The sequence below is a fragment of the Jiangella sp. DSM 45060 genome, from assembly GCF_900105175.1.
Classification (GTDB): domain Bacteria; phylum Actinomycetota; class Actinomycetes; order Jiangellales; family Jiangellaceae; genus Jiangella.
The window spans coordinates 7170203-7189048 of record NZ_LT629771.1; the positions used below are offsets into that span (position 1 = coordinate 7170203).

At 72.1% G+C, this 18846-nt stretch carries 18 protein-coding genes and 2 tRNA genes; 17 read left to right on the forward strand and 3 right to left on the reverse strand.

All coding sequences use genetic code 11. From position 1 onward, the window contains the following. The first annotated feature begins 20 nt into the window (after positions 1-20). From BLU82_RS32410 to BLU82_RS32435, 6 genes are read left to right on the forward strand one after another with little or no spacing between them, the layout of a single operon-like run. Entirely contained in the window at positions 21-734 is a 714-nt protein-coding gene (locus BLU82_RS32410) for an SDR family NAD(P)-dependent oxidoreductase (RefSeq protein WP_197682618.1), read from the forward strand. Continuing rightward, a complete protein-coding gene (locus BLU82_RS32415) occupies positions 731-1984 on the forward strand; it encodes an aminotransferase class V-fold PLP-dependent enzyme (protein ID WP_092624915.1) in 1254 nt (417 codons plus the stop codon). The genes BLU82_RS32410 and BLU82_RS32415 overlap by 4 nt, the downstream gene beginning before the upstream one ends. Beyond that, positions 1974-4085: a hydantoinase/oxoprolinase family protein gene (locus BLU82_RS32420; protein WP_197682619.1), complete on the forward strand. Its 2112-nt coding sequence runs from the start codon at positions 1974-1976 to the stop codon at positions 4083-4085. Before BLU82_RS32415 ends, BLU82_RS32420 begins: the two co-directional genes overlap by 11 nt. 1 nt (position 4086) lies before the next feature. Further along, positions 4087-5868 carry a hydantoinase B/oxoprolinase family protein gene (locus BLU82_RS32425; RefSeq protein WP_092624916.1) on the forward strand — a complete coding sequence of 594 codons (1782 nt, stop codon included), beginning with the start codon at positions 4087-4089 and terminating at the stop codon, positions 5866-5868. Further along, positions 5865-7235 carry a transaminase gene (locus tag BLU82_RS32430; protein WP_092624917.1) on the forward strand — a complete coding sequence of 457 codons (1371 nt, stop codon included), beginning with the start codon at positions 5865-5867 and terminating at the stop codon, positions 7233-7235. The genes BLU82_RS32425 and BLU82_RS32430 overlap by 4 nt, the downstream gene beginning before the upstream one ends. 3 nt (positions 7236-7238) lie before the next feature. Continuing rightward, complete coding sequence (locus BLU82_RS32435; RefSeq protein WP_092624918.1) at positions 7239-8732, forward strand: CoA-acylating methylmalonate-semialdehyde dehydrogenase; 1494 nt, start codon at positions 7239-7241, stop codon at positions 8730-8732. On the opposite strand, the gene BLU82_RS32440 is transcribed toward BLU82_RS32435, so the two are convergent. Further along, positions 8725-9165, reverse strand: coding sequence for a VOC family protein (locus BLU82_RS32440; RefSeq protein ID WP_092624919.1), 441 nt, complete (start codon positions 9163-9165; stop codon positions 8725-8727). The two genes, BLU82_RS32435 and BLU82_RS32440, sit on opposite strands and share 8 nt — an antisense overlap. Before the next feature lie 219 nt (positions 9166-9384). On the opposite strand from BLU82_RS32440, the gene BLU82_RS32445 reads away from it, so the two are divergent. From BLU82_RS32445 to BLU82_RS32465, 5 genes are all read left to right on the forward strand, one after another. Then, on the forward strand, positions 9385-9609 hold the full coding sequence (locus tag BLU82_RS32445; RefSeq protein ID WP_092624920.1) for a hypothetical protein: 225 nt from the start codon (positions 9385-9387) through the stop codon (positions 9607-9609). A 105-nt stretch (positions 9610-9714) separates the two neighbouring features. Then, on the forward strand, positions 9715-10623 hold the full coding sequence (locus BLU82_RS32450) for an LLM class flavin-dependent oxidoreductase (RefSeq protein WP_092624921.1): 909 nt from the start codon (positions 9715-9717) through the stop codon (positions 10621-10623). A gap of 72 nt (positions 10624-10695) precedes the next feature. Next, positions 10696-11298, forward strand: coding sequence for a hypothetical protein (locus tag BLU82_RS32455; RefSeq protein WP_092624922.1), 603 nt, complete (start codon positions 10696-10698; stop codon positions 11296-11298). A gap of 94 nt (positions 11299-11392) precedes the next feature. Beyond that, the gene (locus tag BLU82_RS32460) at positions 11393-12223 is read left to right on the forward strand and encodes an LLM class flavin-dependent oxidoreductase (RefSeq protein ID WP_092624923.1); all 831 of its coding nucleotides are present in this window, start codon (positions 11393-11395) and stop codon (positions 12221-12223) included. Between the two features lie 14 nt (positions 12224-12237). Further along, a complete protein-coding gene (locus tag BLU82_RS32465; protein WP_092624924.1) occupies positions 12238-13080 on the forward strand; it encodes an alpha/beta fold hydrolase in 843 nt (280 codons plus the stop codon). Between the two features lie 222 nt (positions 13081-13302). On the opposite strand, the gene BLU82_RS32470 is transcribed toward BLU82_RS32465, so the two are convergent. Next, complete coding sequence (locus BLU82_RS32470) at positions 13303-13653, reverse strand: metallopeptidase family protein (RefSeq protein ID WP_092624925.1); 351 nt, start codon at positions 13651-13653, stop codon at positions 13303-13305. Positions 13654-13721: 68 nt separating this feature from the next. Here BLU82_RS32470 and BLU82_RS32475 point away from each other — a divergent pair, with 68 nt between their 5' ends. From BLU82_RS32475 to BLU82_RS32485, 3 genes are all read left to right on the forward strand, one after another. Beyond that, positions 13722-15251 (forward strand): metallophosphoesterase, encoded by a 1530-nt coding sequence (locus tag BLU82_RS32475; protein ID WP_157741407.1) that lies wholly within the window; start codon positions 13722-13724, stop codon positions 15249-15251. A 66-nt stretch (positions 15252-15317) separates the two neighbouring features. Next, positions 15318-15390, forward strand: a tRNA-Glu gene (locus tag BLU82_RS32480). 41 nt (positions 15391-15431) lie between these two features. After that, positions 15432-15509 (forward strand) — tRNA-Asp (locus BLU82_RS32485). A 570-nt stretch (positions 15510-16079) separates the two neighbouring features. On the opposite strand, the gene BLU82_RS32490 is transcribed toward BLU82_RS32485, so the two are convergent. Then, positions 16080-16823 (reverse strand): ABC transporter permease, encoded by a 744-nt coding sequence (locus BLU82_RS32490; RefSeq protein WP_092624927.1) that lies wholly within the window; start codon positions 16821-16823, stop codon positions 16080-16082. Between the two features lie 22 nt (positions 16824-16845). Here BLU82_RS32490 and BLU82_RS32495 point away from each other — a divergent pair, with 22 nt between their 5' ends. Genes BLU82_RS32495 through BLU82_RS32505 form a run of 3 tightly spaced genes read left to right on the forward strand, consistent with a single transcriptional unit; the run spans position 16846 to position 18746 of the window. Continuing rightward, the gene (locus BLU82_RS32495) at positions 16846-17472 is read left to right on the forward strand and encodes a cob(I)yrinic acid a,c-diamide adenosyltransferase (protein ID WP_092624928.1); all 627 of its coding nucleotides are present in this window, start codon (positions 16846-16848) and stop codon (positions 17470-17472) included. Between the two features lie 10 nt (positions 17473-17482). Further along, positions 17483-18112, forward strand: coding sequence for an MBL fold metallo-hydrolase (locus BLU82_RS32500; protein WP_092626688.1), 630 nt, complete (start codon positions 17483-17485; stop codon positions 18110-18112). A 25-nt stretch (positions 18113-18137) separates the two neighbouring features. Beyond that, positions 18138-18746 (forward strand): hypothetical protein, encoded by a 609-nt coding sequence (locus BLU82_RS32505; RefSeq protein WP_197682620.1) that lies wholly within the window; start codon positions 18138-18140, stop codon positions 18744-18746. Positions 18747-18846: the final 100 nt, after the last annotated feature.

Here is an 18846-nt window from a genome sequence, read left to right on the forward strand (position 1 = left end):
TGACCGGGAGAGTCTCCGTCGTGACCGGTGCCAGCTCGGGCATCGGCGCCGAGATCGCACGTGCCCTCGGAGCGGCCGGCAGCGCCGTCGTGCTGGTCGGCCGGTCCCCGGACCGGCTGGCCGCGGCCGCCGAGGCGGTCGCCGCCACCGGCGCGCCGACCGCCACCGTCGCCGTCGACCTCTGCCAGGACGACGCGCCGGACGCGATCGTCGCGCAGGCGCTGGCCGCCTTCGGCCGGATCGACGTCCTCGTCCACTCCGCCGGGATCTACGCCCAGGCGTCGCTGGCCGACACCGGCGACGACCTCCTCGACGAGCACTGGGCGACGAACGTGCGCGCGCCGTACCGGCTCACCCGGTCGGTCACCCCGCACCTCGGGTCCGGCGGGTCGATCGTCTTCGTGTCGTCGATGTCCGGGCACGTCGGCTCGCCCAACGACTCGGCCTACTGCCTGTCCAAGGGGGCCATCGAACTGCTGGTCAAGGCGCTCGCGACGGAGCTGGCGCCGGCCGGCGTGCGGGTCAACGCGGTGGCACCGGGCAACGTCCACACGCCGATGAACCGCGACCTCATCACGCCGGAGGTGGAGAAGGAGATCCTCGCGATGACGCCGGCCGGGCGCATCGGCGAGGTGGGCGACATCAGCCCGGCCGTGGTGTACCTGGCGTCGGCGGCGTCCGGCTACGTGACCGGCGTCAGCCTGCTCGTCGACGGCGGGGTGGTGGCGCAGTGACCACGTTCCCGGGCGGCCTCACCGCCGCCGAGCTCGACGCGCGGCTGGCCCGGCTGGAGCGGGTGTCCCGGTTCCCGGAGATGCCCCGCAACCTGTTCGACGAGGGCCCGCACCTGGTCTCCGCACCCGAACTGCCGTGGGGCGACGAGATCCGGGAGCTCTCGGTCCAGGCCTACGCCCGGTTCCTGCATGGCGAGACCTGGATCACCGGCGGCGGCGCCCGCGAGATGGAGGCCGAGATCGTCGGCTGGATGGGCGGGCTGCTCGGCGCGCCCGACGCCGCCGGCTTCATCAGCTCCGGCGGTTCGGAGTCCAACATGTGCGCGATCCTGACCGCGAAGCAGCTGTCCGGCCGCCGCGGCGGCAGCGTCGTCTTCCCGGACAACGGGCACTACTCGCTGTACAAGCTCTGCCGGATGTTCGACCTCGACGCGATCGCCGTCCCGGCGCCGGACAGCGGGCTGCACCACGTCGACCCCGAGGCGATCGAGGCGGCGATCCGTCCAGACACCATCGCTCTGATCGCGACCGCCGGCACGTGGGCGTACGGCAGCATCGACCCGATCGAGGCGATCGGCGAGATCGCCCAGCGGCGCGGCCTCTACTTCCACGTCGACGCGGCCTTCGGCGGCTACATCCTGCCGTTCCTGGAGCGGTCCGGGTACGACCCGGCGATCGAGCCGTGGGACTTCCGCGTCCCCGGCGTCTGCTCGATCAGCGCCGACCTGCACAAGAACGGCATGGCGCCGCCGCCGGCCGGGTCGCTGTTCTTCCGCGACGCGTCGCTGCTGGCCGCGGCGAAGGAGATCTGCCCACCCAACGGGACGATGTCCGGCACCCGCGGCACCGGCCCCATCGCCGGCGCCTGGACGATGGCGACGCTGCTCGGCGAGGCCGGTTACACGGCGGTGTCGCTGAAGTCGATGGCGCTGCGCGACGAGCTGATCGACGGCGTGCGCGGGATCCCCGGCCTCGACGTCTACCCGGGCTCGCAGATCAACATCGCGCTGATCCACTCGCCCGCCCTCGACCTGCGGCCGGTGGTCGAGGAGATCCGCCGCCGCGGCTGGATGTTCGCCGCCCGGCAGGTCCCGGCGCCGGTCGGCATCGTCGTCGTGCCGATGCCGCACAACGAGGGCCAGACCTCGCGGTTCCTCGCCGACCTGCGCGCGGCGATGGAACTGGCGGTGCCGCTGACCCCGGAGGTCACGGCGGCGGAGCAGGAGAAGGTGTCCAGCTATGGCTTCTGAGCGGGAGCTGCGGGTGTCGGTCGACATCGGCGGGACGTTCACCGACCTCGTCGTCGAGGAGGCCGACCGGTTGCGGCTGTACAAGTCGCCGACGGTCCCCGACGACCCGGTGCGCGGCATCCTCGACGTGTTGTCCGTCGCGGCCGCCGCCGACGGGCAGTCGCTGACCGACTTCGTCGGCCGGGTCGGCACGTTCGTGCACGCCACGACGCGCGGGCTGAACGCGGTGCTGACCGGCAACGCCGCCCGCACCGCCTTCCTCACCACCCGCGGCCACCCGGACGTGCTGCTGCTGCGCGAGGGCGGCCGCCGCGACCCGTTCGACTTCACCGTGCCGTTCCCCGAGCCGTACGTGCCGCGGTCGCTGACCTTCGAGGTGCCCGGGCGCATCTTGTCGACGGGCGAGATCCTGGAGCCGGTCGACCTCGACGCCGTGCGGGCGCTGTGCGCGCGGCTGGCCGCCCTGGAGGTCGAGGCGGTGGCGGTGTGCCTGCTGTGGTCGACGGTGAACGCCGCGCACGAGCTGGCCGTCGGCGCCGTCCTCGACGAGGCACTGCCCGGGGTGCCGTACTCGCTGTCGCACACGCTCAACCCGTCGCTGCGGGAGTACCGGCGCGCCTCGTCGACGGCGATCGACGCGTCGCTCAAGCCGCTGATGGCCACCTACATCGGCGCGCTGACCACGAAGCTGCGCGACGCCGGGCTGACCGGACGGATCCTCATGGTGACGTCGATGGGCGGGGTGGTCGACGTCGCCGACGCCGCGGCCGCGCCGATCCTCACCCTCAACTCCGGGCCGTCGATGGCTCCGGTCGCGGGCCGGGCCTACGCCCGGTCCGACCTGGGCGCCGACGACGTCATCGTCGCCGACGCGGGCGGCACGACGTACGACGTCACGCTGGTGCGCCGCGGCGAGATCCCGTCCACCCGGTCGGCCTGGGTCGGCGACGAGGGGACCGGGCACCTGACCGGGCTGCCGTCGATCGACGTGAAGAGCGTCGGCGCCGGCGGCGGCAGCATCGCCTGGGTCGACCCGGGCGGGCTGCTGCACATCGGCCCGCAGAGCGCCGGCTCGGTGCCCGGGCCGGCCTGCTACGGCCGAGGCGGCCGACGGGCCACCGTCACCGACGCCGCGCTCGTGCTGGGCTACCTCGACCCGGACGTGTTCTCCGGCGGCGCGCTGCGGCTCGACACCGGCGCGGCGCTGGCCGCCGTGACCGCCGACGTCGCCGTGCCGCTCGGCCTGGACCCGGTGGCCGCCGCGCACGCCGTCCTCGACCTCACCACCGAGCAGATGGTGCGCGCCATCGAGGAGATCACGCTGCAGCAGGGGATCGACCCCGCCGGCGCCGTGCTCGTCGGCGGTGGCGGCGCGGCCGGGCTCAACGCCGTCGCCGTGGCCAAGCGCCTGGGCTGCGACCAGCTGGTGGTGCCGGCCGTCGGAGCGGCGCTGGCGGCGGCCGGCGCGCTGATGTCCGACCTCACCGCCGTGTACAACGTCACCCTGCCGACGCTGACCACCGCGTTCGACCCGGACCGCGTCAACGCCGCCCTGGCCGGGCTGCTGCGGCAGTGCCAGGAGTTCGTCGCGCACGTCGGGCCGGGCGCGTCCGAGCCGTCCGTCACGCTGTTCGCCGAGGCGCGCTACCCGCAGCAGATCTGGGAGCTGGAGGTGCCGCTGCGGGTCCGATCGTTCCTCTCGTCGCAGGACGTGCGCGACTTCGCCGCCGACTTCCACGCCACGCACGAGGAGATCCTCGGCGTGACCGATCCCGGCTCGCCGGTCGAGGCGGTCAGCTGGGGCGCCCGGGTCACCGTGCCGCTGCGGCGCGACACCGCGGTCCGGGCCCGGCTCGGCGACCCGGCGGTGCCGGCCACCCGCCGTGCCTACGTCCCCGGCCGCGGCCTGATCGAGATCCCGGTCCGCGCCCTGTCGTCGGTGACGGCCGGCGAGCCGATCCAGGGACCGGTGCTGATCGAGTCGCCGTTCACGACCGTCGTCGTGGCGGACCCCAGCGTCTGCGAGCTCGCGCCGTCGGGCTCGCTCGTCATCCGGCCCGCGCAGGAGCGCCGGCAGCCGACCCTGACCGAGGTGGCCTGACATGACCATGACCGCGATCCGCGACGGAGCCAGGCTGGCGGTGCTGAGCCACCGCTTCGAGGCGATCGTCCGCCGAATGTCGAACACGCTGGCCCGCTCCGGCCGCTCCGGCGTGCTCAACACCGCACGCGACTTCTCCTGCTGCATCCTCGCCGCCGACGGCAGCGTGCTGATGACCGGGCAGAGCCCGCCGATCCACGTCATGGGCGGTCCGGACCTGCAGGCGAGGTCGATGCTCGAGTTCTATCCACAGGTGCGCGCCGGCGACGCGTTTCTCCACAACTCGCCGTATCACGGGAACACCCACGCCGCCGACCACTCCGTGCTGATCCCCGTCGTCGACCACGACGGCCGGCACCGCTTCACCGTGCTGGCCAAGGCGCACCAGGCCGACTGCGGCAACTCGGTGCCGACCACCTACCTCGCCAGCGCCCGCGACGTGTACGAGGAGGGCGCGCTGATCTTCCCGGTGGTCCGTGCCCAGCGCGACTACACGGACTGCGAGGACATCCTGCGCATGTGCGAGATGCGCATCCGCGTCCCGGACCAGTGGCGCGGCGACTACCTGGCGATCCTCGGCAGTGCCCGGATCGGCGAGCGGGCGCTGCTGCGGCTGGCCGACGAGGTCGGCTGGGACACGCTGGACGAGTTCGCCGCCGGCTGGCTGGACTACGGCGAGCTGCGCATGGAGGCCGCGATCCGGCAGCTGCCGGCGGGGTCCGCGACCACGACGACCGTCCACGACCCGTTCCCCGGCGTGCCGGACGGCATCCCGCTGTCGGTGTCGGTGCAGGTGCGCCCGGACGAGGGCATGATCGAGGTCGACCTGCGCGACAACCCCGACTGCGTGCCGTCCGGGCTCAACCTCAGCGAGGCGACGTCGCGGACGGCCGCGCTGATCGGCATCTTCAACAGCATCGACCACACGGTGCCGCACAACCAGGGCAGCTTCCGGCGGGTCCGGGTGCTGCTGCGGGAAAACTGCGTCGTCGGGATCCCGCGGCACCCGGCCAGCTGCTCCGTCGCGACGACGAACCTCTCCAACCGGGTCGGCAACGCCGTCCAGCGCGCCATGGCGGAGATCGGCGACGGCCTCGGCATGGCCGAGGTGGGCAGCGGGATGTCGCCGTCGGAGGCGGTCGTGTCCGGGATCGACCGGCGCGACCAGCACGGTCCGTTCGTCAACCAGATCTTCACCGGCCCCAACGGCGGCGCCGGCGCCCCGGCGGCCGACGGCTGGCTGACCATGAGCGACCTCGGCAGTGGCGGGACGCTGCTGCTGGACAGCGTCGAGATCGACGAGCTGAAGCAGCCGATCGTCATCCACCGCCGGCACATCGACCCCGACACCGAGGGCGCCGGCCGGTTCCGCGGCGCGCCGTCACTGCACGTCGAGTACGGGCCGGTCGGCACCCACCTGGAGGCCGTCTACGCCAACGACGGCTCGATCAACCCGATGATGGGCGCCGGCGGCGGGCAGCCCGGCGCGCCGTCGGCCCAGTTCAAGCGGGGCCGCGACGGCGTGCTCACGGCGCTGGACATCTGCGGGCCGGTGACCATCCAGGAGGGCGAGCGGCTGGTGGCCCGGACCAGTGGCGGGGGCGGCTACGGCGATCCGGTCTCCCGCGATCCGCACCGCGTCGCCCGCGACGTCCGCGAGGGCTGGGTCAGCCGGGACCGCGCGCTCGCCGTCTACCGCGTCGAGCTCGACGACGCCGGCGACGTCGACACGGAAGGCACCGCCCGGCTGCGGGCCGGCGTCACGATCGGAGCGCAGTCATGACCAGCACCCTGCACACCGTCGACCGCGTCCGGCTGGACCGGCTGCTGACGGAGGAGCGCGCGAGCTTCGCCGAGCGCAATCCGCGGTCGCGAGCGGCACACGGCCGCGGCCGGCACCTGCTGACCGGGGTGCCGATGACCTGGATGGCCAAGACGGCGGCCGGGTTCCCGCTCTACCTCGACCGCGCCCGCGGCGCCCGCCTGTGGGACGTCGACGGCCACGAGCTGGTGGACTTCTGCCTGGGCGACACCGGCGCGATGGCCGGCCACTCGCCGCCGGCGACCGTCGCGGCGGTGGCCGCCCGGTTCGGCGAGCAGGGCGGCGCCACCACCATGATGCCGACCGAGGACGCCGCCGCCGTCGCCGACGAGCTGACCCGCCGGTTCGGCCTGACGCAGTGGAGCTTCGCGCTCACTGCGACCGACGCGAACCGCTGGGCGCTGCGGCTGGCCCGCGCCGTCACCGGGCGGCCGCGCGTGCTCGTCATGAGCTTCAGCTACCACGGCAGCGTCGACGAGTCGTTCATCGTCACCGGCGCCGACGGGCCGCGGCCGCGGCCGGGCAACGTCGGCGCCCCGTTCGACGTCACGCGCACCAGCCGGGTGGTCGAGTTCAACGACGTGTCCGCGCTGGAGCGCGAGCTGGCCGCCGGCGACGTCGCCGCCGTCCTGATGGAACCGGCGATGACCAACATGGGCATCGTGCTGCCGGAGCCGGGGTACCTCGCCGCCGTCCGGGAGCTGACCCGGGCGACCGGCACGTTGCTGATCAACGACGAGACGCACACCGTCTCGGCCGGGCCGGGCGGCTGCACACGGGCCTGGCAGCTGGAACCGGACATCCTCACCATCGGCAAGGCCATCGCCGGCGGTGTCCCGATCGGCGCGTTCGGGCTGTCCGCCGCGTTCGCGGAGAACCTGCTGGCCCGTGGCGACCTCGACCTCGTCGACACCGGAGGCGTCGGCGGGACGCTGGCCGGCAACGCGCTGTCGCTCGCGGCGGCGCGGGCGACGCTGGAATCGTCGCTGACCGAGGAGGCGTACGGGCGGATGATCGCGCTGGCCGCGCACTACACCGCGGGGGTGCAGGGGTTGATCGACGAGTTCGCGCTGCCGTGGGTGGTGACCCAGCTGGGCGCCCGCTCGGAGTACCGGTTCATGTCGCCGGGACCGCGCAACGGCACCGAGTCCTACGGGTCGACCGACGTCGAGCTCGAGGACTACCTGCACCTCTACCTGCTCAACCGGGGCATCATGCTGACGCCGTTCCACAACATGGCGTTGATGTGCCCGGCGACCACCGAGGACGACGTCGAGCTGCATCTGCGGGTGCTGGCCGGCGCGGTCCGGACTCTGGCCGGAGGCTGAGCCGTGACGTACGAGCACTGGATCGACGGTGGTGCCGTCCCCGGCACCGGTGACCGGTTCGGGGAGGTGTTCGATCCCGCCTTGGGTGTCGCTCGGCGGCGGGTGCGGCTGGCGGCCGCATCGGACGTCGACGCGGCGGTGCGGGTGGCCCGCGCGGCGGCCGGGCCCTGGGCGCAGACGTCGGTGACGGCGCGGTCCCGGATCATGTTCGCGTTCCGGGAGCTGCTGGTCCGGCACGAGGACGAGCTGGCCGCCGTCATCTCCTCCGAGCACGGCAAGACCCTCGACGACGCACGCGGGGAGGTGGTGCGCGGCCGGGAGGTGGTGGAGTTCGCCTGCGGGATCCCGAGCCTGCTCAAGGGCGCGTTCAGCGACCAGGTCTCCCGCGGCGTCGACTCGCACTCGTTCCGCCAGCCGCTCGGCGTCGTCGCCGGCATCACCCCGTTCAACTTCCCGGTGATGGTGCCGCTGTGGATGCATCCGCTCGCGATCGCGTGCGGCAACGCCTTCGTGCTCAAGCCGTCCGAGCGGGTGCCCGGCGCGTCCGACCTGGTCGCGCGGCTGTACCAGCGGGCGGGGCTGCCCGACGGCGTGTTCAACGTGGTGCACGGCGACAAGGTGGCCGTCGACGCGCTGCTGGACCACCCCGGTGTCGACGCGGTGTCGTTCGTGGGCTCGACGCCGATCGCCCGGTACGTCCACGCCGCCGCGTCGCGGGCCGGGAAGCGCGTGCAGGCGCTCGGCGGCGCGAAGAACCACGCCGTCGTGCTCCCCGACGCGGACCTCGACTTCGCCGCCGATCACATCGTGGCCGCCGGGTACGGGTCGGCCGGCCAGCGGTGCATGGCGATCTCGGCCGTCGTGGCCGTGGGTTCGGCCGCCGACGACCTCGTCCCGCGGCTCCGCGAACGGACCCTGCGCATCGCCGTCGGCCCCGGGACCGCTCCGGGCGTCGAGATGGGGCCGGTCGTCACGGCCGCCGCCCGCTCCCGCATCGCCGACGCCGTCGAGCAGGGAGCCAAGGACGGCGCCCAGGTCGTCGTCGACGGCCGTGACCTCGTCGTCGCCGGCCACGAGGAGGGCTTCTTCATCGGACCGACCCTCCTCGACCACGTCTCGTCCTCGATGGACGTCTATCGGGACGAGATCTTCGGCCCCGTTCTCACCGTCCTGCGGGTCCCGACGCTCGACGCGGCGATCGACCTGATCAACGCCAACCCGTACGGCAACGGGACCGCCGTCTTCACCTCGTCCGGCGGTGTCGCGCGCGAGTTCCAGCGCCGGGTGGAGGTCGGCATGATCGGCGTGAACGTGCCCGTCCCGGTCCCCATGGCGTTCCATTCCTTCGGCGGCTGGAAGCAGTCCCTCTTCGGCGACCATCACATCCACGGCCCCGAGGGGGTGGCGTTCTACACGCGCGCGAAGGTGGTGACCACACGCTGGCCGCAGCTCCGCGAGGCGCCGGCCGCGCCTCTCGCCTTCCCGACGGTCAGCTGAGCTGCTCGAACAGCGACACGACGATCCCCTCGGGTCCACGGACGTACGCCATGCGGACGCTGCCCGCGTACTCGCCGATACCGGCCACGAGCCCATACCCGTCCGCCCCCACCGCGTCGACGGCCGCCTGGAGGTCCCCGACCTCGAACGACACGTTGCGCAGCCCCAGCTCGTTGGCCATCGCCGCCGGTGATCCCGGCACGTGGTCGGGCGTGACGAAGCTCGACAGCTCCAGCCGCGGTCCACCGTTGGGCACCCGCAGCATCGTGATCTCGCAGCGCGCGTCGGGGATGCCGCACACGGCCTCCACGAACTCGCCCTCGACGGATCCGGTGCCCTCGACCTCGAGCCCCAGCCGCACGAAGAACTCCGTCACCGTCTTCATGTCCGCGACGGTGATGCCGATGTGGTCGAAACGCCGTACGTGTGTCATCGCTGCCATCCTCCTGTTTCGGTGGTTGTAACCCAGGGACGGAGCCGCCTTCCGATTCTCGACATCCCGCTCCCGTAGGGTTCTCGCTCATGACGCAGGGCCTCAAGAGGACCCTCATCGTCCTCCCGATCTCTCTCCTCCTGCTCGCCGGTTGCGGAGACGACGACGGCGGCGTCCGACCTGACCCCGGCCGACGGTGCGCAGCGGGACCGGGCCGGCGTGCCGGCCTGCGTGTGGGACAGCCTCGACCGGTCGATCGCCGTCGCGGTCGACTTCGCCTACGACCTCGGCCCGATCGAGGACGGTGACATGGACGTCGAGGAGATGAACGGACGCCCGGTCCAGGTCGCCTACGACTCCGAGATGACCTGCCTGTACTCCTTCACCGTCGACGACCAGACGAAGGTCGACGTCATCGTCGAAGACCTCGGCGCCCCGCTGTAACCCCCGGCGAACCCTGCGACGCCGGACGCCCCGCCCTCGACGACGTCATGGAGGCGATCGGCTGACGTTGACAGCCCGCGTCACCGTGGCCGTTAGGGTCCGATTGTGAGGTTCGGTGCGCATCTGCCGCTGATCGACTTCGACGGTTCGGGGATCGCCTCGTTGGCCGGCTACGTGGATGCTGCGCGCGAGGCGGGGTTCAGCGCGATCAGCGCCAATGACCATCTGGTGTTCCAGAGACCGTGGCTGGACGGGATCGTCGCGCTGTCCAGCGTCGTGGATCGCAGCGCCGACCTGACCTTGGCGACGACCGTGGCTCTGCCGGTGGTGCGCGGGCCGGTGGCGCTGGCCAAGGCTGCCGCGGCGTTGGACGCCCTGTCCGGTGGTCGTTTCGTGCTCGGTGTCGGTCCGGGATCCTCGGCCGCCGACTACGACGCGGCCGGGGTGCCGTTCGAGGAGCGGTGGCCGCGGTTCGACGACGCGGTCCGGGTGCTGCGCGCCTCGCTCACCCACGATCCCGCACCGGCTGCGGAGCGCTTCTACGTCACACCCGCCCTGGAACCCCGGCCGGCCCGGCCGGTCCCGATCTGGATCGGCAGTTGGGGCTCGGCGGCCGGGCTTCGCCGGGTGGCCCGCCTGGGCGATGGCTGGCTTGCGTCGGCATACAACACGACACCCGGCCAGATCTCCGCCGGCCGCGACCTCCTGCACCAGGCCCTGGCATCGGCCGGGCGAGACACCAGCCCCTTCCCGATCGCCCTTGCGACCATGTGGACCTACCTGACCGATTCCGCGGCCGAGTCGCGGACGAGACTCGACGCCCTGGCTCGGATGCTCGGCCGGGACCCGGCCGCCCTCGCCGACCAGGTGCTCATCGGGCCCGCCGACGTGTGCGCCGCAAAGCTGGCTCGCTACGCCGACGCCGGCGTCGACGAGGTCTTCATCTGGCCGGTCGCCGACCCGATCGCCCAACTCCGCCGCTTCGGGACGTCGGTCATCCCGCACCTGAGCTGACTCCCGCGCGCGGGGCATCCGGTCACCCTCGGGAGGGATGTGCGCTGCGTTGCCGATGTGGAGGGTTGAGGCATGAGCACGATCTCGCCCGACCCTCCGGTCCGCTCCCTCGCGCCATGGTGGCGGTCGCTCCACGAACCCGTCGCGGGGGTGTCGGTGTGGACTCGCCGTGCAGCTCTGGCAATCCCGCTCGTGGTATTGCCCTCGAGCATCTGGCGGATCGTCACCGTCGTGTTCCTCCCTCTGCCGGACGGTATGACAACCGCCGAGGCCCGCGGAGACCTGCCGACGTGGCTTCCCCTCGAGGTCTACGTCCTCCTCCTCTCGGTGGTGTCGGAGGGACTGGCGCTGCTGTGTGTCGGATTGATCGCGAGGTGGGGGGAGGTGTGGCCGCGGTGGGTCCCCGTCCTGCGCGGCCGGCGGATCCCTGTTCCGGTGGCACTGGTGCCGGCCCTGCTCGGAGCGACGATCCTGACCGCCTTGTGGGGATGGGTCGGCGTGTCGTTCTTGCTGGGCCGGAACGTCCAGGGCGAGCGGCTCGCGGACGGCTCGCCTCTGCAGCTCGACAGCATCGACGGCGTCGTCGTGTTCGTCTGCTACGCCCCGCTCATGCTGTGGGGACCGCTGCTGTTCGCCGTCGCGTTGGCCTACTGGCGGCGACGCAGCGACACCTGAGCTCAACGACCGTCATCCGCTCGATGAGTTGGGACCTGCTCGGCAGTCAATAGGGTGACAGCCGCACGCACATCGACCCGAGAGGACCGCGACGATGACAGACGATGAGGCGACCGGCGGAGAAAGGAGCTTTCGATTCGGTGTTGTTGCCCCGTTCGGAGGTGATCTGCCGGCGTGGCGAGACCAGGTGCGCCGTATTGCCGACAGCGGCTTCTCGACACTCCTGATGCCCGACGTTCAGCGGTGGCAGCCAGCGCCCGGTCCCACGCTGGCTGTCGCGGCGACTCTCGCCGATCTGCGGGTCGGTGCGTGGGTGTATGCCTCTCCACTGCGCACGCCCCAGAACCTGGCCTGGGAGGCACACTCCCTGTCGGTGCTCACCGAAGGTCGCTTCGAGATGGGCATCGGCACCGGCAGGCCTGGAATCGAGGACGAACTGCGCGAGTTGGGCCTTCCGGCGGTGACACCGGGCCAGCGCTTGTCTCAGGTGCGCGACACTGTCACGTCGCTCAGAGAACTCGACGGCCCCGACCTCCATACACCGGTGGTGATGGCCGTGCGTGGCCCGAAGGCCCAAGCACTGGCGGCCGATCTGGCGGATACGGTCACGTTCGTCACGATGCCAGGCGACGCTCGGGCCGAGATCATGCGAATGGCCGCCGAGTTTCGCGCACTCCGAGACCTTGAACTGGCATGCCACGTGGCGGTGGTCGGCGACGCCGTCTCCCCGTTCATGACGCATCCAGCCACGGACCCTGCCGCGTTGCGCGCAGCGGACTCGCTGTTGGTGCTTCCGAGTGACCCGGCGGCAGCCACTGAAGAGATCCTGCGACGACGTGAGGAGGGCGGCTTCTCATACTTCGTCGTCGGCGCGAACGCCGCTGATGCGCTCGCTCCTGTCGTCGCCGAGCTGACCGGACATTGACCGGTGACCGAACGATGACCACCATCAACGCCAATGAGGTCGCCCTGGGCGTCGAGTCCTTCGGTGATGACGACGCGCCACTCGTTCTGCTCGTGGGCGGGACGACGATGCTCTCCTGGCCCGACGCGCTGTGCGAGCACCTCGCCGCCGGTGGGCGGCGCGTGGTGCGCTACGACCTGCGCGACAGCGGCGAGTCGACGACGGCGGACCCGGCGGCCCCCGCCTACACCCTGCGCGACCTCTCCGCTGACGCGGCGGCCCTTGTCGACGCGCTCGGCGGCGGGCCCGCGCACCTGGCGGGCATCGGCGTCGGCGGAATGGTCGCCCAGGTCGCGGCGCTCGACCATCCCGGCGCGTTCTCGGCGCTGACCCTGGTCGGCACTCGCGCGGTCGCTCCGGGCAAGCCCGACGCTGATCTCCCCGACCACGACAAGGCGACGATGAATCGTCTGTTCGCGCGTCCGATGCCCGATTGGACCGACCGTGAGGCAGTGGCGGAGTTCGCGGCCGCCGGCGCGGAGGACCTCGGCGACGACCCCGACACCGCACGCGCGATCGCGGCGCGCATCTGGGACCGCACACCCGGGACCTCACCCCCGACCCACCTGGCCAACCAGCTCGGCATGGTCTTCGCCAGCCTCGACTGCGAACCCCGCTGGCGCGAGCGGCTACCCGAGATCGAGGTTCCCAGGCTCGTCGTCCACGGCCGCCGGGATCTGTTCTTCCCCGTTGGCAACGGGGAAGCGATCGCGCGCGAGATTCCCGGGGCGCGGCTGCTCGTCCTCGAGGACGCTGCCACGGCGATTCCCGATGCGGCGACCGGTGAGGTCGCGGAGGCAATGCTCAAGCTGGGATAGAGGACTGAGTGGTGGCTCCGCCAGTCGTCAAGGTGATCCTTCCCACGCGACAACGCTGGGAACAACGACGGACATCGGGTAGTTTCAGGTACTGGCGACAGCCTTTCGGGGCTCTCGCTGGGCGGCGGGCCGTGGTAACCCCGGGTCCCACTTATAGCCGCTACGAGCGGCCGTTGCGCCGAGAGGCGTTCCCGGCCCGGCGCCCGAACCATCCCTCTTCCGTCACGACCAGCCGAGCTCGTGCAGCCGCTCGTCGTCGATACCGAAATGATGCGCCACCTCGTGCACGACCGTGATCAGCACCTCTTCGACGGCATCGTCGGGGGTGTCGCAGATGCGCAGGATCGGCAGCCGGAACAGCCTGATGGTGTCGGGCAGCACGCCGGTGTACCACTCGCCGCGCTCGGTCAGCGGGGTGCCCTCGTACAGCCCCAGCACGTCGGGGACGTCGTCGGGAGCCTCGTCCTCAATGAGGATCACCACGTTGTCCATCATCTGGGCCAGCTCCGGCGGGATCTCGTCGATCGCCTCGGACACCAGCCGTTCGAACTCCGCCTCGGTCAGCTCCAGCACGGCACCAGTCTCGCCTGCCGGAGCGGTGCGCGCCGATCGCGGGGGCGGAAATGTGTTACCAACGAGGCGTGGACGTGGTGACGGAGACGAGCCCGCCGGGCGAACCGGCGCAGCGCCGGGCGTGGCGCGACTATACGCGCCCGGCGACCTGGCCGTCGTGGCTGCGCCGGACGTTCACGCTGCTCAGCCCGGCCGTGCTGGCGCTCGCCGGCGCCTGGGTGGCGCTGGTCATCGCCGGCACCACGCAGACCTACGTCGGGCCGCTGGCCATCGACGTCGCGTTCCGGCCGACGCTGACCGGCGAGTCCGTCATCCATCTCGACCCCGTGGGCGCCGTCGTCCTCGACACCCATTCGGGGCCGGTCACGCTGGACATCTCCGTGCGGCAGGTCGACCTCGACGGCCTCAACGGCTACGTCGCCGACCCGTACTCGCTGTCGACCCTCGACGACGAGATCGCCGCCGGCATCCAGGACGTCCTCGTCGACGCCGCGATCCGGGCCGCGCTCACCGCGCTCATCGGCGGCACGCTGGCGGCGGCGCTGGTGCTGCGGTCGGTGCGGCGGACGGCGCTGGCGGCCGGCGTGGCGGCCGGCGCGGTGCTCGGCAGCTACGGGATGGTCGCGCTGACGTACGACTCCGACGCCGTGCGCGAGCCCGCGTACACCGGCCCGTTGGCCGCCGCGCCGCAGCTGATCGGCAACGCCGAGGACATCGCGAACAACTTCGACGCCTACGCCGACCAGCTGGCTGGCTTCGTCGCCAACGTCGCCGCCGTCTACGACACCACGCTCAACCTGCAGACGTTCCAGCCCAACGACGACACCATCCGCGTCCTGCACGTGTCCGACCTGCACCTCAACCCGGCGGCGTGGGACATCATCGGCGCGGTGGCCGACCAGTACTCCGTCGATGCCATCGTCGACAGCGGCGACATCGTCGACCAAGGCACGCCGCTCGAGAACTCCTACGTGCGCCCCATCGCCGACCTCGGCCGGCCCTACGTCTTCGCCAAGGGCAACCACGACTCCGTGGCCACCGCGGCCGCCGTCGCCGCCGCACCCAACGCCGTCGTCCTGAACGGCGAGCCGGTCGAGGTGGCCGGGCTGCGCTTCATCGGCGCGCCGGACCCGCGGTTCACGCCGGACAAGTCCGTCCGCGGCGTTCCCGACGAGGTGCTGCGCGAGGGCAGCGAGGAGTTCGCCGACGCAGCCGCCGACGTCGACCCGCCACCCGACGTCATCGTCTACCACGACCCCAGCAACGCCGAGCTGTTCGACGGCATCGCCCCGCTGGTGCTGTCCGGCCACGCCCACAAACGCGACACCTACGTCCTCGACGACGGCACGCGGGTCATGGTCCAGGGCTCCACCGGCGGCGCCGGACTGCGCGGCCTACGTGACGAAGATCCCACTCCGGTCGCGCTGTCGGTGCTCTACTTCAATCCGGAGACGAAAGAGCTGGTCGCGTGGGACGACCTCACCCTCGGCGGCCTCGGCCAGACCAGCGCCGAGATCGACCGCCACCAGGCCGACGAGGACAACGGCGCAGCCCAGGGTCCGGAGGACCCGTCCCCAGCTCCCGATTTGGAGAACTGAGCGGGCCACCCCTATGCTTTCAACGTCCCGAACGGCGACGAGCCATGGGCCATGTCGTCAGATCTGGTCCCCATCGTCTAGCGGCCTAGGACTCCGCCCTTTCAAGGCGGCAACGCGGGTTCGAATCCCGTTGGGGATGCGGTACCCGTTCCGGCGGGGTGAGTAAGGCAGTACAAGCAAGGTCCTGTGGAGCAGCTCGGAGTGCTCGCCGCCCTGTCAAGGCGGAGGTCGCGGGTTCAAGTCCCGTCAGGACCGCCAGCAACACACCACAGCTCAGAGGCCATCCTCTGAGCTGTTTCATGTCCGGACCCGGTCTTGGCGCGGAGGACGGGGCGGGGCGCGATGGAACGCGTCGCGTATGAGTCCATGACGGGCCGTGATGGTGGCGCATCGCTGGGTGACCACGATGCCCCGCCTCCATGCCCCGCCTGCGGTGCAGGACCAGAGCAATCAACGGACCCAACCTCTATGTCCCGCAGCGTCTGTTATTGCGGGCATCCGCGCTTTCACGACCACATGATCACAGCCGCGGGCGCAGCCGAACCCGGTGGCAACGAGGCGGCGGCAGCCGGGTAGACCCGGCTCGAGAACCACGGCACGACAGTCGACCGTCGCGGACTGCTGGATTGAGCATCAAGGGGGCGCGTGGCCCGTCGTGGGTGGGTGAGTGCTCTTCGGGCGTGGTGACACCAGCGCCAACAGTTGGCCCTGATGTCACCACGCCCGACGACAAGTCCCGGCGCCCGAGCGGTCACCAGGTGGTGGCGGCCTCGACGATTGCCGACGAGGGCGGCGAAAGCGGGCGTGCTCCCCGGGCCAGCGGCCGGCTCACGGCCGGACGATCAGGCCGCGGGCGATGAGCTCGATCGTCAGCGCGACCGCAGCCGTCTCGACCGCCAGCAGGCCGATCAGCACGAACAGCTGCACGGCGCCGGCCTGAATGGGAGCAGCGCCGCCGATGAGCATGCCGACGAACGCGCCTGGCAGTACGACGAGGCCGACGGTGCGGGTCTGGTCGAGGGCCGGGATCAGCGCGGTCGCCGCCTGCGGACGGGCGATCTCGAGCGCGGCGTCGCGCGGCAGCAGGCCGACCGAGAGCGCCGCCTCCACCTCGCCGCGGCGCGCGGCCAGCTCGTCCAGGGCCCGCCGCCCGGCCAGCCCGGCCGCCGTCATGGCGCCGCCGATCAGGATCCCGGCGACGGCGATGACGGCCAGCGGCGTCGTCGGCAGCACGCCCACCGCCAGCAGCGTCGTCACGACCAGCAGCGGGCCGGCGGCGACCGGGACGACGGCCCAGGCCCAGGACCGGTGCCGGGTCATCCGCCGCCCGGCGGTCAGGGTCGCCGTCGCCAGCATCACCAGCAGGAACGCGGCCGTCAGCGGCTCGACCTCGACGACGGCGGCGAGCACAAGAGCGACGACGGCCAGCTGGACGACCGCCCGCAGCGCCGCTGTCACGATGCCGCGGTCGTACCCGAGCCGGGCGACCGCGCTCACCACGACGGCGGCCACGACCAGGACCGCCATCGCCACGGCCAGGCCCGGCCCGACGGGCAGCAGTGTCGACGACATCTCGTCACCGTAGTGTGGGGACATGGTGAGGCTGACGAAGATCTACACGCGCACCGGCGACGACGGCACCACTGGGCTGGGCGACTTCAGCCGCACGCGCAAGACCGACTCGCGCCTCGTCGCCTATGCCGACGCCAACGAGGCCAACGCGGCCATCGGTGTGGTGGTCGCGTTGGAGCGGTCCGGCAGCGGGGGCGGCGGCCTCGGCCCGGACGTGCTCGCCGTCCTGCAGCGGGTGCAGAACGACCTCTTCGACGTCGGCGCCGACCTGTGCGTGCCGCTGAAGGCCGAGTACGAGTACCCGCCGTTGCGGGTGCAGCCGGCCTGGATCGACGAGCTGGAGGCCGACTGCGACCGCTACAACGCCGAGGTCCCGAAGCTGACGTCGTTCATCCTGCCCGGTGGCAGCGTCACGGCCGCGCACCTGCACGTGGCGACGACGGTGGTGCGACGCGCCGAGCGGTCGGCGTGGGCGGCGGTCGAGCAGTACGGCACCGGCGACATCGACGGCGTCAACCCGCTCACCGCGAAGTACCTCAACCGGCTCTCGGACCTGCTGTTCATCCTGTCCCGCTATGCCAACCGCGAGGCGGGCGACGTGCTCTGGCAGCCGGGCGGTGGGCGCGCGGAAGCGCCGGATCGGCGTTAGCCTCGAGATCATGAGGCTGACGAAGTTCGAGCACTCCTGCGTCCTCGTCGACGACGGCGCTGCCCGCATCCTCATCGACCCCGGCGGCTTCTCGCACGGCTTCGAGACGCTGACGGGTCTGACGGCGGTGCTGGTCACCCACCAGCATCCCGACCACCTCGACGTCGAGCGGCTGCCCGCGCTGCTCGCGGCCAACCCCGGCGCCACCCTGTACACCGACGGCGGCAGCGCGGCCGTCCTGGCCGAGTCGGGCATCGCCGCCACCGGCGTCCAGCCGGGCGAGCGGCTGCAGGTCGGCACCAGCGTCGACGTGTTCGGCGGCCAGCACGCGGTCATCCACCCCGACGTGCCGGTCATCCCGAACGTCGCCTACCTGATCGGCGGCCGGTTCCTGCACCCCGGCGACTCCTTCACCATCCCCGACGTCGACGTCGAGATCCTCGGCCTGCCCACCGCGGCGCCGTGGCTCAAGGCGAGCGAGTCGGCCGACTACCTGCGGGCGCTGACGCCGAACGTCGCGATCCCGATCCACGAGGCTCTGCTGGCCGTGCCGGGCTTCTTCTACAACCTGTACGAGAAGCTGGCGCCGGAAGAGACGGAGCTGCGTGTCGTGGCTCCCGGCGGCACGTTCGAGGCCTGACCCCACGACAAGGGACAATGGAGACGTGACCGAAGGCAGCCACCGACGCCCCCAGCTGCGACCCGACATGCCCGAACTGCTCGGCGACCCCGATCCCGCCGACCGCACCGCCGTCGCGCACGCCACCGCTGCCGCCGTCCTGGAGGCCGCCCGCTCCGAACCCGGCGCCGCGCCGCGGCTGCTGGACCTCGCCGACCGCCTCGGCCTCGACGAGATGGCCGAACTGTGGCGCGGCTCCGGCGCCGACACCCTGCCCGGCACCCTCTGGTCGCTGTACCTGCTGCGCAGCTGGGTGCACCGCAACGGCGCCGAGGCGGCCCGCGTCTTCGCCGTCGGCGAGCGGGTCGCCGAGGTGTCGACGGCGGTGGCGGGCGTCGCGCACCCACCGGGTCCGGCGGAGGTCGCCGCCCTCGGTGACGCGGTGCTGACCAGCGCGTTCACCGGCGACTTCGCGGTCGCGCTGGAACGGGCGGCCGCGTTCTGCCGCGTCGTCGCCGCCGGCCGGGCCCACTCCGCCGACGACATGGCGCACGAGGACGGTCAACGGCAGACGCGGCTGGCGCGGGGGAACCTGCGCATGGCGGAAGAGCTCGAACGCGCTGCGGCGTTGTGGCGGCGGGACGAGCTTCACTAGGTCGCTGTTTGCGATCCGCGGGTGGGAGGGGATGCCGGCCTCCGCCCGCCTCGCTCGTTCCTCGCTCGGACGCCCGCAGCCTACCCCTGCCGGCGTCCCC

Bases quoted from the DNA above. Each gene is read 5' to 3' on its own strand.
- BLU82_RS32420 (WP_197682619.1), top strand. From the start codon at position 1,974: ATGGCTTCTGAGCGGGAGCTGCGGGTGTCGGTCGACATCGGCGGGACG.
- BLU82_RS32425 (WP_092624916.1), top strand. From the start codon at position 4,087: ATGACCATGACCGCGATCCGCGACGGAGCCAGGCTGGCGGTGCTGAGC.
- BLU82_RS32430 (WP_092624917.1), top strand. From the start codon at position 5,865: ATGACCAGCACCCTGCACACCGTCGACCGCGTCCGGCTGGACCGGCTG.
- BLU82_RS32440 (WP_092624919.1), bottom strand. From the start codon at position 9,165: ATGACACACGTACGGCGTTTCGACCACATCGGCATCACCGTCGCGGAC.
- BLU82_RS32455 (WP_092624922.1), top strand. From the start codon at position 10,696: ATGAGCACGATCTCGCCCGACCCTCCGGTCCGCTCCCTCGCGCCATGG.
- BLU82_RS32460 (WP_092624923.1), top strand. From the start codon at position 11,393: ATGACAGACGATGAGGCGACCGGCGGAGAAAGGAGCTTTCGATTCGGT.
- BLU82_RS32465 (WP_092624924.1), top strand. From the start codon at position 12,238: ATGACCACCATCAACGCCAATGAGGTCGCCCTGGGCGTCGAGTCCTTC.
- BLU82_RS32490 (WP_092624927.1), bottom strand. From the start codon at position 16,823: ATGTCGTCGACACTGCTGCCCGTCGGGCCGGGCCTGGCCGTGGCGATG.
- BLU82_RS32495 (WP_092624928.1), top strand. From the start codon at position 16,846: ATGGTGAGGCTGACGAAGATCTACACGCGCACCGGCGACGACGGCACC.
- BLU82_RS32500 (WP_092626688.1), top strand. From the start codon at position 17,483: ATGAGGCTGACGAAGTTCGAGCACTCCTGCGTCCTCGTCGACGACGGC.